General features: G+C 42.9%; 7 protein-coding genes. 4 read left to right on the top strand and 3 right to left on the bottom strand.

Translation table 11 applies throughout. The features are described from left to right. The first annotated feature begins 155 nt into the window (after positions 1–155). Positions 156–2840, top strand: coding sequence for a cation-translocating P-type ATPase (locus tag LKO28_RS03140; protein WP_227693245.1), 2685 nt, complete (start codon positions 156–158; stop codon positions 2838–2840). A 28-nt stretch (positions 2841–2868) separates the two neighbouring features. Here LKO28_RS03140 and LKO28_RS03145 read toward each other — a convergent pair whose 3' ends face one another. Genes LKO28_RS03145 through LKO28_RS03155 form a run of 3 tightly spaced genes read right to left on the bottom strand, consistent with a single transcriptional unit; the run spans position 2869 to position 7264 of the window. After that, positions 2869–4815: a glycoside hydrolase family 97 protein gene (locus LKO28_RS03145; RefSeq protein WP_227693246.1), complete on the bottom strand. Its 1947-nt coding sequence runs from the start codon at positions 4813–4815 to the stop codon at positions 2869–2871. 46 nt (positions 4816–4861) lie between these two features. Continuing rightward, positions 4862–6193 (bottom strand): BNR repeat-containing protein, encoded by a 1332-nt coding sequence (locus LKO28_RS03150; RefSeq protein WP_227693247.1) that lies wholly within the window; start codon positions 6191–6193, stop codon positions 4862–4864. Between the two features lie 36 nt (positions 6194–6229). Continuing rightward, complete coding sequence (locus LKO28_RS03155) at positions 6230–7264, bottom strand: glycoside hydrolase family 88 protein (RefSeq protein WP_227693248.1); 1035 nt, start codon at positions 7262–7264, stop codon at positions 6230–6232. 438 nt (positions 7265–7702) lie between these two features. Between LKO28_RS03155 and LKO28_RS03160 the strand changes: the two genes are divergently transcribed. From LKO28_RS03160 to LKO28_RS15510, 3 genes are read left to right on the top strand one after another with little or no spacing between them, the layout of a single operon-like run. Continuing rightward, complete coding sequence (locus tag LKO28_RS03160; protein ID WP_227693249.1) at positions 7703–9604, top strand: family 43 glycosylhydrolase; 1902 nt, start codon at positions 7703–7705, stop codon at positions 9602–9604. Positions 9605–9626: 22 nt separating this feature from the next. Further along, entirely contained in the window at positions 9627–11996 is a 2370-nt protein-coding gene (locus tag LKO28_RS03165) for a glycoside hydrolase family 127 protein (RefSeq protein WP_227693250.1), read from the top strand. Further along, the gene (locus tag LKO28_RS15510) at positions 11993–16042 is read left to right on the top strand and encodes a response regulator (RefSeq protein ID WP_227693251.1); all 4050 of its coding nucleotides are present in this window, start codon (positions 11993–11995) and stop codon (positions 16040–16042) included. The genes LKO28_RS03165 and LKO28_RS15510 overlap by 4 nt, the downstream gene beginning before the upstream one ends. Positions 16043–16121 lie beyond the last annotated feature (79 nt).

A 16121-nucleotide genomic window follows, 5' to 3' on the forward strand; every position in this document is an offset into this window, starting at 1 on the left:
TTTCTTTGCGTACGCTGTGCTATATAATCCTTCCGAAGATAAACAAACATGCTAATTTTGCGTTAACTTTACAGATAAATGCTTCAAAAAAGAAAATCAGCAATTTTACGAGAGCTGACCTATATCTTTATTAAACGACAAATTAATCTTGTACGATGACGAAAACCGATATCTCTAACGACAGCACCTCTTTATTCCACGAAAAATCTATCGATGAAACGCTTGAGCTGTTAAAAACAGACCGCTCCGCTGGTTTATCGGAAAACGAAGCTCAACAGCGACTAGCCACACACGGCCCAAACCAATTAAAAGCGCATAAACGTAAGTCGATCTTTCGATTATTTATCGGTCAATTGCAAGATACATTGATTTATGTATTGTTGGCAGCGGTCGTTATTACCATGTTCATGGGCGAGTATCTAGACGGCATCATTATCCTCATCGTTATATGTATCAATGCAACATTGGGTGTCGTTCAGGAAATAAGAGCGGGAAATGCCATCGAAGCTTTACGAAAGATGGCCTCGCCCAAAGCACTCGTCAAACGAGATCATCAGATTAGGGAAATTGCATCAGAAGATATCGTGCCGGGCGATATGGTTATTTTGGATGCGGGTCGTTATGTCCCGGCTGATTTACGTCTCTTGGAAAGCGCAAGTCTACAAATAGATGAATCCGCCTTGACAGGAGAATCTGTAGCCGTGGAGAAAGATGCTGGAGCCATGTTTTCGGACGACTACCTTCCACTGGGGGACCGGAGTAATCTAGCGTACATGTCAACGCTCGTCACATACGGTCGCGGCGTTGGTGTGGTAACCGGCACAGGAACACATACCGAGATGGGGAAAATAGCCGGCATACTTAGCCAAGATAACGAAACGAAGACACCGCTTGAAATTCGTTTAGATGAACTGGGGAAAACATTAGGTAAAGCGGCTGTAGCTATCTGTGTGCTGATCTTTATCCTATCTTATTTTCAAGGAAGGGATCTTACGGAGATGTTTCTAACGTCGGTATCCCTTGCCGTTGCCGCGATTCCAGAAGGACTAGCAGCTATCGTCGCTGTGGTACTCTCTATTGGTGTTACGAAAATGGCGAAACAAAACGCTATCATTAAGAGGTTACCTGCTGTGGAAACGCTTGGTTCCGTAAATATTGTATGTTCGGATAAAACCGGCACACTGACCCAAAACAAAATGACTGTGCAGGAATTTTTCACCTTTACAGATAAAACACAGCAGGTTAGCGACATCGCCGATTTATCTACAGAAGCCCGCTTGCTTTCTTCAGCCATGGTTTTAGCTTCTGATGCTACCTTAGAAAACGGTAAGGGTACGGGCGATCCTACCGAAATTGCGCTGTTACACTTGGCGGATACGTTACAAATAAAGAGGAAAGATTTACAGGAATCGCAACCCCGAATAGACGAGCGCGCTTTTGATTCCAACCGCAAAATGATGTCTACACTTCATCAGCACGAAGATGGCTTCATGCTATATGCAAAGGGCGCCATTGATAGTCTTATCCTAAAATGCAAACAGATCGTCGAAGATGGGGAAATTATACCGCTTAACGATACCCACAAAACTATTCTCATGCAAGCGGCGGATGCCATGTCGGATAAAGCCTTACGAACTTTAGCCGTTGCCTACAAACCATTGGAGAGCCAAATTGATTCCGAAAATTTTGAAAAGGACCTTGTCATGATCGGCGTCGTCGGTATGATCGACCCGCCTCGTGAAGAGGTTAAAGATTCCATCGAGACCGCTAAAGAAGCAGGTATACGCACGATTATGATTACAGGAGACCATAAAAACACTGCGTTGGCCATCGCCAAAAACCTAGGCATTGCTTCGGCGCTGTCGGAGGCCACAACCGGTGCGGAAATAGAGAACATGCCCCAGACGGAGTTGGAGTCACATATCGGCGAATACAAAGTTTTTGCCCGGGTTTCGCCCGAACATAAGGTGAATATAGTAAAAGCTTTTCGGGCTAAAGGTAACATTGTGTCGATGACCGGGGACGGGGTAAATGACGCGCCTTCGTTACATGCGGCAGACATCGGTGTAGCTATGGGAATAGCCGGGACGGATGTTGCAAAAAATTCCGCTGATATGATTTTGGCAGACGATAACTTTTCGACCATTATTGTAGCGATTGAACAAGGCCGAAATATTTACAATAACATCAAGAAATCCGTTATTTTCTTACTCGCCTGTAATGTAGGCGAAGTGGTCACGATGCTTGTTGCTATACTAATCGGTTTACCCATACCGCTCATCGCGACGCAATTACTTTGGATTAATCTGCTCACCGATACTTTGCCTGCCGTTGCGTTAGGTATGGATCCGGGTGATAAGGATGTGATGAAAGAAAAGCCCAGGCCATTAAACGATAATTTCTTTTCCCACGGCGGCGGACGACGTGTTATTTTCGCAGGCATCCTGATAGGTATCTTGACCATCTTTGCGTTTGTGAGCGGCTATCACTTTCGAGGATATTCGCCTTTTGCTCAACACATTCCCGAAGAGATCCATGAATACGCTCGAACACTAGCTTTCTTGACGATTATCGGATGTCAGCTATTCTATTCGTTCAGTTTCCGCCACGCGTATAAATCTATCTTCAAGATGGGGTTCTTCTCTAACCGATACCTTTTCGGCGCTGTTGTTCTGGGTTTATTATTGCAGTTGTTTGTCCTTTATGTGCCTTTTATGACGGCGGCTTTTAAACTACAAGCGGTGGGGATCGCAGAATGGGCAGGTGTATTGGCCTTAGGTGTCGTACCGTTGCTTGCTAATGAAGTGATGAAAATATTTGCCAGAAGACGAAGAAAATAGAGACGCAAATTTTGCGTCTCTAAGTATTTTATTTTCCAACAATAATGACCGCTCCGTTTGATTGTAGCGTTAACTTGACCGTTTTATTGTTATTAATTTTTAGACTCCCTTGGTTGGGATTTAGTTTGGCATCATCCCAATAGTGTACGGCTTGATTTCCAGAAAGCATCGGCAAGGAAACAACAACATCTTTTGTATTCTTTTCCGCATTGATTCCGGCTATATACCACGTATCACCCTGTCGGCGTGCCAATACCACATACTTACCTGGGTAACCGTCGATGAATACGGTTTCGTCCCAAACAGTAGGTACCTCCTTCATAAAATCGATGACAAAATCTGGGAATTCATGCAGGTTATTGGGTGTAATACCAAAGTTCTGGACAGGTGTTTGGAACAATACGGCCGTAGCTAATTGAAAGGTTTCGCTTGTCTTACGGATTGTCCCTCCATTATTTTCCCGATTATGACGTTTATTCAGCAATACAGGTCCAAAATCCATCGAAGCGACGGTATTGCGGATAAAAGGATGCAGCGTCGCATTGTATGCTTCTGTATCATTCGCGTGCTGGGTAAATATTAAATTTTCCGAAGCTAAAACTGCCTCACTACCTACAAAATTCGGATACATACGCTCCCACCCACGCGGTAAGGTACATCCATGAAAAATAACGACTAACCCATGGTCGTTCGCGTCCGAAAGAATATCTTCATAAAGTTTCATGGTTTCCTGCTTGTCACCACCAAAAAAATCAACTTTTATTCCTTTAACACCAATGCGCTGCATCCAAGCCATTTCTTGTTTTCGGGCGACGGCAGTATTCATCCGATTTTTAGGCCCCTGAGGCGCATCATTCCAAAAGCCGTTGGAGTTATACCAGAGGCAAATCCCTACCCCTTTGTCCCTACCGTATTGTACCAACTCTTCCACTTTGTCACGACCTATTTTACTGTCCCACCAGTTGTCTACCAGCGCAAACTCCCATCCCATGTTAGCCGATAGATCAATAAATATTTTCTGGTCCTCAAAATTGATACTTCCATCTTGCCACTCGAGCCAACTCCAGGTCGAACGACCAAATTGATAATCTTGTGAAGGCTCGTATAGCGGTTTTACAACATCGAATGCAATCGTAGTTTCGACGATAGGCTTTAGATCTCTTCCTACCGTAATTGTCCGCCAAGGCGTATAACCCGGAAGCCCAAGGCCGGGTAATGCACTACCTAGCCCATTATTTTCACCCGCTTCGGGAAAAGAAATCTGATAAAGTCCATCTGCTGTGCCTTCACTCAATTTGGAACCACAATACTGACTACCCACGCCTGTTTCGGATACCAGTACCCACCCTCGATCACCGACACGAAATAAAGCGGGGAACGTATAACCAATACCGTACACAGAAGGTGTACCAATCGCCTCATCAGGAACATACTCTTCTTCGTAACTCGGCTTCGTTTTCTTCCACCCAATCATAGGCGTGGCTTGCGGTGTCAAAAACGTCGTGGTCACCGCCGGGAAGTCAAAACCAGTCCACTCCTTTTCTACAATCACGTTCGCCGGTTCACCGGTTTGAGGTATCCCATAGCGGAAAGCAATATTGTTATTACTGACTTGAAAAATAACTTCAAGCAACCTACTATCTTTAGTTTCAAACGTAAAGCGATGCTCATTCGCTTGGTAGTGAACGGATTTTCTCTTTATTTTAGGCTCCTCATAATGTTCATTCACCAACCGGGTTTGATTATCAATTAAACGAAGTCCGTTAGCAAGATCTCCGATATGTGTCTGCAAACCTAAGGGTGATTTTTCGAGCATCTCCTGCCCATCAAAAGCTACCGAATAATATAATTTCCCTTTATCCAACTCCAGCAGTACGGAAAGATCGTTATCGGGACTGACCATACTCATTTGTTGGGCTTTAACACCAGACAAACTGAGTAGAAGCAAAACACTTGCGATAAAATTCCTCTTCATTTTTACAGTTATTATGTTTACAGTTTACGATTCAAGTTCATTTCTTCTATTCGCCAAAATCCGGTTTCCACTCGATAACTTTTATGGCTGTTGGTGCGACTTCTAATAAACCTTCGCCGTCCTTTTGATCAGTTTGCTGTACATACAGCGCTAGACGCTTTTTATTTCGCCATAACTCCGTATCATAAGTAGGTTCCCAGGCTCCTAATCCATGCTCCGAAAGATCAAATATTTCGAAATCATCCTGATGCACATTATTTAGTTTCAATACCGACGCCTTACTACCTCGCTCGCGATCGCGGAATAGTAGCAACAACGAAGATTTCCTTCCTTTGCCCGTTACTAAAAGCTGCGGTCTCGAAATAGGGATTTCTTTCGTGCCGTGACCGCTTAACGAGAAAGCGGTAGACCGAAAATTTAAAGACTTCACTTGCCAATGGTCGTCGACCCAGTAGATAATTTTATATTGTGGAATCGTCGTGTCCGAAGCCCTCCAATAAGTTGCAATAAAGGGATTTCCCTCATCGTCCGCCGCCATAGCAGTCTGATTGATTAGCTCACTTTGCTGCGGTATCTGCGCGGCGTATTCCGCATTTTCGGCGATAATAGGCAACATATACGTGGTTCCATCCGTTCGTTGCCAGGTCAATCCGCCATCTTTTGAACAAGCATAGGCCATATCATGGTTACTAGCCACATCGGGCGAATCCCGCCATACCCAAGAAACATGAATCGTTCCTTTTTTATCTACATAAGCCTGCCAATAGGCATTCCGTAGCCCTTCACCACTGATTAAATTGGTATGTAAACGCTTCCATTGCCTCTTTGCCACATCATATTTATTGATAATTAAATTACCTGCTCCCGATCCACCGTCACGGTAGAAAAAAAGTAAATCACCGGTGGGCAGTGCAAAAAACTCAGGGTACGTCACGCTATTTTCTTCCGATCCTACCATAGCTTCTTCTTTTCCCAGCTCCAATCCGCCAGGTTTCAGACTCTTTGCATATCGCAAACGCCCATTATGGTGATCCCAAGCTACATGCAGATAACCATCGCCATCAATCATCATGCTGATCACATTATGCGCATCCGAAGCATGACCGCTATATGGTGTCCGTTTTAACGTCCAGCGATCACTATTTAGCCGTCGTTTTCCCAATATCAAAAAGCCTTCTCCATCGTAATAGGATATGAATTGGAAAGACGCGTTACTGACTAGCGAATTTTTTCTAAATACAGCGGTATTCACCGTGTTTTTAGCCCATCCAAAACCGACATCCATTACCCGCGCGTCGCGCGGTTGCGCATACAGCACGATCGGCATAAAGAGGATACTTGTTAGCAAAAAGTTAATCCATATGTTTTTTCTGACCATAATCTACTATTAATACTGGGTAACGAGCGGTAACCGCTACTGGTTCAAGTACCGGTACATCTCCGATCCGGCTAATAAAAACGCCCCCACCCCGAAACTAGCAGTCGACTGCGCATCAACTACTTGACCGGGTATTGCTTTTTCACCAATAGGCTGAATATAACCTACTCGTCCATCTTCTTGTAAGGCAGTTTCGCTTAAAAAGCGCCAACCCGATTTTGCAATAGGAATATATTTTTTTTCAGCTAGTAAACCGTTGTTTATTCCCCAAAGGAAACCATAAGTAAAAAAGGCGGTACCACTAGCTTCTGGTCCCGGCGCATGATTAGGGTCCAACATACTACGTGTCCAGTACCCCTCCTTTTGCTGACACTTGGCAATGGCTTCGGCCATGTCCTGATAACGTTGCACATAAAAATCATAATGTTGGTGATCCTTTGGGAGATCCTGCAGTACTTTGGCTAAACCAGCGAATACCCAACCATCTCCCCTCGCCCAAAAGTCTTTCTTTCCGTTTTCCGACTTATGCTTGGGATATACGTATTTCGCATCTCGATAGTACAATGCCTCTTTTTTATCATACATGATACTATCTGCATATTGTAGATAACTATACATTTTATCAAGATATAATTCATCGCCGGTCAGCTTATACATTTTAGTCATCACAGGCATAACCATATAAAGTCCGTCTGCCCACCACCAATAATCGTTGTTGGGGGTACTCATCTGGTATTCCATTACCTCTATAGCCCTAGCTATCTTATAGGGTTTTGGATCTAAATTATAAAGATCGATATAGGTTTGAAAACAGGTTTGCCAATCACCAAAAAGTACATAATCGTCTTTCTCCCCATAGGAATATTTCCATTCTGCCTTATTATCGGACTTGGCGCCCTTCCATTCATTATGCACTGCCCACGCTTCTGAATAATTCCGATAGGCTTCATTTCGGGTCAATTTATAAAGCTCCATATTTCCCGTGTGGTAGGCGGCCACGTCCCAAAAGGACCACAAGGTGGGTTTGTTGTTTTCCTGCCAATATACGTTGGCCAAGTTCAACTTCGACATTACATCCTCCTTGTTTAGTCGTTGACTAAAAGAAGCAAAGGAATAGCATAATAAAAAACAAAGGATAAGGTTTATACGCATCTCTTATTTGGTTAAATTTAAACATTAAATTATGTACACCGTACCTAACAAAGGTACCTCCCCCTCGTTAAACCCATGTTTAAATAAAAACTATTTACTGCCTAAAATTGGCTCAAGAAAACTTCTTCTTGTTGTTTTGAACCCTATTTAAACTTCTTTGACCTTAAAACCCCTGCTGCACACACATTTACTGGCTAGCTTTGTGTTAGCAGCTAGACGATTAAAAAATAAATGTAAAAAAAACATTTAAAATAACGATAACATTTTTTATTTTTAGGCTACGATATAAAAATGTAACGGCTTAGCTAGCCTCGATACAAACCTTATTTCGATTATAGTATTTATATATGTTAACCCATGAATAAAAAAACCCTTACATTCTGTTTGTTCCTATGCGGTATATTGATGACGCATGCACAGCCTAAAAATCCGGTAGAGAAAGATTTCGTCGGCTATCTTTTTACTTATTTTACAGGAAACGCTGTAGAAGAAGAACAGGTGCATTACGCTATTAGTAACGATGGCTTTAACTATGCTGCTTTAAACAGCAACAGACCTGTATTACATTCGAAAGATATCAGTTCGACGGGCGGTGTACGTGACCCACACCTCTTACGTCGTCACGACAATAAAGGATTTTACATGGTGTTGACGGATATGACTTCATCAAAAGGATGGGATTCCAATCGCGCGTTAATTTTATTGAAATCGCAAAACCTTACGGATTGGACCTCACATGTTATCAACATCCAACAAAAATATCCAAATCAGGAAAACCTAAAACGTGTGTGGGCTCCGCAGACTGTTTTCGATGAAAAAGCACAAAAGTATATGGTCTATTGGTCTATGCAGCACGGTGACGGGCCAGATATTATCTATTATGCGTACGCGAACGCAGATTTTACAGATTTGGAAGGCACCCCTCAACCGCTGTTCATACCTAAAAACAAAAAATCTTGTATTGACGGCGATATTATTTACAAAAATGGTATTTATCACCTGTTCTATAAAACAGAAGGCCATGGCAATGGCTTAAAGAAAGCGATGACCGACGACCTTACCTCTGGTGTATGGATTGAACAACCAGGATACAAACAACAAACCACAGAAGCGGTAGAAGGATCAAGTATTTTCAAACTAACAAATACGGATAAATATATACTGATGTACGATGTATATATGAAAGGTGCTTACCAATTCTGTGAGAGCTATGACTTAGATGAATTTCAGATCATTGACCAACAGATCAATATGGATTTCCACCCTAGACATGGGAGCATCATCCCCATCACCCGGAAAGAATATAAACATCTATTAACAACCTACGGTACACCAAATAATTTTCAGGTTATTAAACAAAATAACCCGGTATTGGAAGGTTATCATGCCGATCCCGAAATTCTCTATGCAGAAAAAACTGAAAAATACTACTTATACCCTACAAGCGATGGCTACACGGGGTGGGCTGGCGACTATTTCAAGGTATTTTCCTCCGATAATCTAGTAGACTGGAAAGAGGAAGGCACCATGTTGGATTTGAAGACAGATGTTTCATGGGCAAACCGGAACGCCTGGGCACCCGCCATCATTGAGAAAAAGCTTAAAAAGAATACATACAAGTATTACTATTATTATACAGCAGCACAAAAAATTGGCGTAGCCGTAGCAGAGCACCCTACCGGACCGTTTACCGACTCGGGCAAACCTCTTGTTTCCACCAAGCCGGCGGGCGTGAATGGTGGTCAGGAAATCGACCCGGATGTGTTCCAAGATCCGGTGAGTGGAAAATCTTACCTGTATTGGGGAAATGGATATGGTGCCGTTGCAGAGCTGAATGAGGACATGGTATCGCTGAAAGAGAATACCACCAAAATCATCACGCCGGACGAAACCTTTCGCGAAGGATTCTATGTCTTTTATCGTAACGGAACATATTATTTTTTATGGTCAGAAGATGACACCCGTAGTGAAAACTACCGCGTGCGGTATGGCACTTCTAAATCTCCTATGGGTCCCATTGACATACCCGAAAACAACCTCATCCTAACTAAAAATCCAGCATTAGGCATCTATGGGCCGGGGCATAATTCCGTCTTACAGATTCCGGGTAAAGACGAATGGTATATCGTTTACCACCGCTTCAGCCGCCCCAACGGCATTAAAATGGGCGACGCGGCTGGTTATCACCGTGAGGTATGTATAGATAAAATGGAGTTTAATGAAGACGGCAGTATCAAGCCGGTTGTTCCAACATTATAAATAAATCTTTGCGCGCTGCTATATGAAATTAAAAAAATTGATCGGGATATGTTTCCTATCCGCCACAATAGGAACAACATTACAAGCCCAAACACACAAACAACTCGATTATTTTTCGCTGGATGATGTCCGATTGCTTTCAGGACCATTCAAACACGCGGAACAACTCGACCTCGCTTATTTGTTGGAACTGGACGCTGACCGACTATTAGCACCGTTTTTGCGGGAATCTAATCTTACTCCACGCCGAGAAAGTTATACCAACTGGGAAAATACGGGATTAGACGGACATATAGGCGGTCATTACCTTTCCGCTTTGTCCTATATGTATGCTTCCACAGGTGATCAACGTATCAAAGAGCGTTTGGATTATATGCTTGCTGAACTCAAGCGCTGTCAAGAAGCAAACGGCGATGGTTATATTGGGGGTGTGCCTGAGGGAAAGGAGCTTTGGGATGAAGTTAGACAGGGTAAGATTAATGCCGGAGGTTTTAGTCTAAACGGCAGATGGGTTCCGCTGTACAACATCCATAAGACCTATGCCGGTCTGCGGGATGCATATCTGATGACAGGTGACGAAACGGCAAAAATGATGCTGATCCAGATGACCGATTGGGCAATCTCGTTGATCGATAGATTAACCGATGAGCAGATACAAGATATGCTTCGGAGTGAACACGGTGGGCTCAATGAAACATTTGCGGATGTAGCCGCTATTACCCAAAATCCGAAATATTTATCGCTTGCTCGTCAGTTTAGTCAGCGCACGGTGTTACAACCTCTTTTACAGGAACAGGATCATCTTACTGGCAAGCATGCGAACACACAAATCCCCAAAGTTTTGGGCTTCAAACGTATTGCTGATATTTCGCACGATCAGCAGTGGGCAGACGCAGCAGAGTATTTTTGGGAAAACGTGATCGAAAGACGATCTGTATCTATTGGTGGAAATAGCGTTAGCGAACACTTCAACCCTGTTGACGACTTTTCAAAAATGATACAGAGCGTAGAAGGTCCCGAAACCTGTAACACCTACAACATGTTACGACTGACCCGGATGTTACATCAGACCGACCCGAAAAGCAAATACCTAGACTATTACGAGCGGGCGCTGTATAACCACATATTATCAACACAACATCCAGAAACGGGTGGACTGGTTTATTTTACACAGATGCGCCCTGGTCATTATCGGGTCTACTCCCAACCGCACACCAGTATGTGGTGTTGTGTGGGCTCTGGTATAGAAAACCACGCGAAGTATGGCGAGATGATTTATGCCCATCAGCATGATCAGCTGTTCGTGAATCTATTCATTCCCTCTAAGCTAAATTGGAAGGAGAAAAACGTCGAGCTTATCCAAGAAAATAACTTTCCCGAAGAAAACAGAACACGGTTTACAGTTAATCCGCGGTCAAAAACGACTTTCGCGCTTCACATCCGTAAACCCAGTTGGCTAATAGGCGACCCTACCCTTTTACTAAACGGTAAACCAGTTCAAACCGCTTCTCAACAAGATGGATGGCTTACTATCCAACGTACTTGGGAAAAAGGCGATCAGGTATCGGTCGAGTTCCCTATGGGCATCTATACCGAACAACTTCCCGACCGTTCAAATTACTATAGCATATTGTATGGACCTCTTGTCTTGGCGGCCAAAACCGGGACAGACGATATGGACGGGCTTTTCGCAGATGATAGCCGGATGGGGCACGTCGCCCGTGGCAGACAAGTCCCTCTGCGAAATATGCCGATCTTGACAACCGCTGCAGAAAACATTCCCAACCTTGTACAACCCCTTGCCGATAAACCGCTACACTTCAGTCTGTCGGGACTATATCAAGGAACGGAAGAACGCCAGATGGAGCTACAACCATTTCATCAAACGCACGACAGCCGGTATATTATTTACTGGCCGCAGGCTACCCAGGAGGAACTCGCTGCTTTACAAGAAAAAACCGAACAGGAAGAAAAGGAATCATTGCGTTTGGCTGCCCTAACAATCGACCGGGTGGTGGGTGGCGAACAACAACCTGAATCAGATCACTTTATTCAGGAAGAGAATACGCAAGCGGGAAGCATGGAAGACGTACGGTGGCGGGAAGCAAAAGGCTGGTTTAGCTATGCCCTCAAAACCAATCCAAAAGAAGATGTACAACTTTATATCCGATATTTAGAAGAAGAAAACAGGAAGACAGTGGTTTTTGTCGACGATCAGGAAGTTGGAAAACTACAGGTCGATTCGAATACCTTGCATGAAATAAAAACCACCATTATTTCCGTACCAGAGACACTAAACAAGGAGAACACCTTCCAGATCAAAATAGGCACCGAAAAAGACGCGACCAGCCATAAGATACTAGAAATAAGAGTGATTAAAAAGAAATCGTGACCAAATCATTTGTATACCTTTTTACTTTCTTACTCGTTCTTAACGGAGAGCTAGGATCTCTTTTTGCACAACAAATCGGATTTACACCTGTCAAAATTCAGCAGGAACTCCCCTCGTTAACCGTCAATAGAACGTTTCAAGATCAGGAAGGGTATATCTGGTTCGCCACGGCCAATGGCGTCAGTCGCTTTGATGCCTTTAATCTATTGACTTTCAAACTGGAAGATGATAAAGGAGGAAATGTAACGAATCAAAATATATTAGCCATCAACGAAATAGATCAAAAAATTTTATTAGGAACCGAAAATGGCATATTTATATTAGACAAATGTACTTACCGGATCGCTCGTTTTCCAGATGAGCAACTCAACAATCGACGTATAGCAACCATTATGGTTGATAGCGAATCGAGGCTCTGGCTAGGTGCTGATAACGGAATTTTCCTATACGATAAGGATCTGCTTTTAATTGACCAATTTGGACAGAACTCCAATGCAGAAAAAACGATTCCTTCGGGTACCGTCAATACTATCTTTCAAGATCGGGATGGTGGAATATGGACCGGAATATGGGGTGGAGGTCTTCATAAATTCGACACCAAAACAAAAACGTTTAAAGCCTTTCCCGCAATAGGTCAATCGAATAATCCCTTTAAAATAATGCAAGACGATCGCGGACAGTATTGGATTAGCACTTGGGGAGATGGCCTCTTCCTTTTTAATCCAGCTGATCCTGAAAATATGTATCGGGAGATTTTCATTAAAAACAAACGACGAGGGGTTGGAAAGGAAGACTTGGTTTATAATATCGTCCAAGATCATATCAGAAAATATATTTGGGTGCTTTCCTTTTCCGGAATTTCTACCTACCGCTACACCGAAGACAACGATCTTGAGGAAATAGATCTGTCTGATCTATTTCAACATACTTCTAATTTTTTTCAAGATATCTATCGGGATCGTTCGGGGACCCTATGGCTTGCTATCAACGGAGAAGGTGTCTCGACCATCCGCTTTGACAGACCTACTATGCGTAATCTACCTTTACCGCAAATACAGCAACGATATCATATCTCCCCGAACCTCAATATGCTATATAAGGACAATAAGGCACAATTATGGTTCAATATAGAGCGCATCGGTCTGGGCAAGTTTATGCCAGAAAAAGATGAGCTAGAAACATATAGCAATCTTCTTTTCAAAGACTTAATATCGCTACGGGCTGTCAATTGTGCGCTGGAAACAGCGGGTGAACTTTGGGTTGGCGCGGCATATGAACCTATAATCAACGTTTTTCATCAGCAGGAAAATGGAGTTTCTCTTCGCAGAAGTATCGATTTATCGGTTTACGCAAAAAATATAGGTATACCCCGCCAGCTTTTTGAAGACCGTAAAAAAAATCTATGGATTGGTACAACGTTCGGCCTGATGTACAAAAAATCGGGAGAAGAAAAGCTATATCGTGCCGACGATATCGATAACGAAATCGTCGCTATCACGCAAGACAACAAAGGAAAAATTTGGATAGCCACTAAGGATCAGGGCATTTATCAAATGGATAGCCAGCACTTCGGGAGAACGAAGAAGCAAATTGGAAGGAAAACACCTGGACTAATCACCGATCAAATCGAAACGATAGATGCGGATAAACGCGGAAACCTATGGATTGGAACAACAGACAACAGATTGCTTTCGTTCCGTATTGAAAACGGACAGATCGAGGAATATGCGAACGCTTCCTTGTTTTCTTCCAACCAAATCTTGCATGTGGTATGCCTCGACAGCACGGTCTGGATATCTACAACGCGAAACGTCTATAAGCTGTTTCCCACAGACAAGCGTATATTTGAATACAACACCAATGATGGGCTCCCGGTCAATATGTTTACAAAAGGAGCTTATACCGCTGACAAACAATCCAACACGGTATATTTCGGGGGCAATAATGGCATCGTTCAATTCTGGGAATCTCCGTTTGCACCAACACACCAATCCGCAGTAGTCATCTCAGATATCAAAATCAACAATCAATCTGCCCTACTCCACGCCTTACATCAGAAGTTTGACTTTCAAGGAAAATCGGTGACATTGGATCCGGAAGACCACAGTTTAGAAATTTTATTTTCGTCGTTGGAATATACGCATCCGAACAAACTGCGCTATGCTTACAAACTGGAAGGTGTAGACAAGGACTGGGTGTACGCCCCACGAGAGCGCCTCTTCGCGACCTATAATAATTTAGGAAAAGGAGACTATGTTTTTCTGATCAAAGCGACCGATCTCGACAATAAGTGGCATTCAGAAATAACCCGTCTTCACATCCGAAAAAAACCAGCCTTTTATGAAAGTAATTTGGCCTATTTACTTTATATCTTAGGTATCTTGGGCATTACCTTTCTAACCATTCGTTTCTATACCAATCGTCTCAAACTAAAAAGTGAGCTTCGAATCGCTCAGATTGAGAAAGACAATGCCCATAAATTGACGCAGACCAAGCTGAGTTACTTTACCAACATCTCTCACGAGCTGTTAACGCCTTTGACGATAATATCCTGTCTAATTGATGATATTCAGATGATTACCAAAAAAAATCTGACTCAATTTGATAAAATGCGTTTTAACCTTGACCGGCTAAAACGGCTTTTGCAACAAATTTTGGACTTTAAACGAGTAGAAAATCAACAAATGGCACTGCGGGTGGGTCGGCTGCGTTTAGCTACTTTCATCCACAATATCTGCACGTTGTATTTCAGTCCTTTAGCGAAGCGAAAAAACATCGTGTTTGAAATTATTGAAGGAAACTGTATAGAAGAGGGATATGTAGATGCCGACAAATTCGATAAGATTATCTTTAATCTACTTTCTAACGCATTTAAATACACTGCAGAAGGCGGCCGCATACAACTGTCCTTCCATACGGAGCGTATCAACCATACCATAAACTTGATTGTTAGCGTACAAGATACAGGAATAGGAATTCCTTCTAGCGAACTTGACAAGATATTTATTCCGTTTTATAATAACAAACTGGCAAAACAGCAAGAAACCAACGGCATAGGATTGGCATTAACCAAAGAACTGGTAGAACTTCATTATGGCGTGATCCAAGTGGATAGCGTCGTAGGAGAAGGATCTACGTTCACCATCCACATTCCGGTAGATAAAACTTCCTATAGTATGGAGGAACTACGCGAACTTCACGATAACTACTTGGATCCCGAAAACCTCCTCACACAATTAGAAGATTTACCTGTTGAGCAGCCGCTAGAAGAAAAAGATAAAAGCGACGTCCGCATATTATTGGTCGAAGACAATGAGGATTTGCTACAAACCGTGAAGAACCTGCTGTCCAGAACCTATCAGGTATATACTGCCCAACAAGGCGAACAAGCTTTGGCGGTATTGAAAGAAAAAGAAATAGATATTGTGGTCAGCGATATCATGATGCCCGTGATGGACGGACTGACACTTTGCCGGCGAATAAAACAAGATGCTGAAATAAACCACATCCCGGTAATCTTACTGACGGCTAAAAATAGCATCGACGACCGAATTGAATGTTATCAAGCCGGGGCAGACAGTTACATCAGTAAACCTTTTGACCTCAAGGTTCTAGAGGCGCGTATACACAGTTTTTTGGTGCATAAGCGTACAAAACAGGCCGATTTTAAAACGAGTTCACAAATCAACATATCTGCTTTGGACTATACGCCTCAAGATGAACAATTTCTAGAGAAAATGATAAACGTGGTAGAGGAAAATCTTAGCGATGATCAGTTTGATGTCGTGGCACTTGGTCATGCACTGGGGTTATCTAAATCCACCCTATATCGTAAAACCAAGGCTTTGCTTGACCTATCACCCAGCGAATTTGTTAAAAACATCCGGCTAAAACACGCTTGCCAAATAATGGATAAAGATAAATCTATCGCCGTCAGTGAAGTTGCATTCTCCACCGGATTTTCTGATCCGCGCTATTTCTCAACTTGTTTTAAAGCCGAATTCGGGATGACGCCATCGGAGTATCAGAAAACGTCGCAGGAATAGAAAGCTGGTCGCTTGACTATACCTGTTAGACACAAATTATCAGTTTATTTTAAGGTGAATTAAAATCAAACAATTTTGA

Origin of the sequence: Sphingobacterium sp. FBM7-1, assembly GCF_020687765.1 — a bacterium.
Lineage (GTDB): Bacteria > Bacteroidota > Bacteroidia > Sphingobacteriales > Sphingobacteriaceae > Sphingobacterium.

Coding starts and splice junctions, on each gene's coding strand:
- LKO28_RS03165 (WP_227693250.1), top strand. CDS start 9,627: ATGAAATTAAAAAAATTGATCGGGATATGTTTCCTATCCGCCACAATA.
- LKO28_RS03145 (WP_227693246.1), bottom strand. CDS start 4,815: ATGAAGAGGAATTTTATCGCAAGTGTTTTGCTTCTACTCAGTTTGTCT.
- LKO28_RS03160 (WP_227693249.1), top strand. CDS start 7,703: ATGAATAAAAAAACCCTTACATTCTGTTTGTTCCTATGCGGTATATTG.
- LKO28_RS03150 (WP_227693247.1), bottom strand. CDS start 6,193: ATGGTCAGAAAAAACATATGGATTAACTTTTTGCTAACAAGTATCCTC.
- LKO28_RS03140 (WP_227693245.1), top strand. CDS start 156: ATGACGAAAACCGATATCTCTAACGACAGCACCTCTTTATTCCACGAA.
- LKO28_RS03155 (WP_227693248.1), bottom strand. CDS start 7,264: ATGTCGAAGTTGAACTTGGCCAACGTATATTGGCAGGAAAACAACAAA.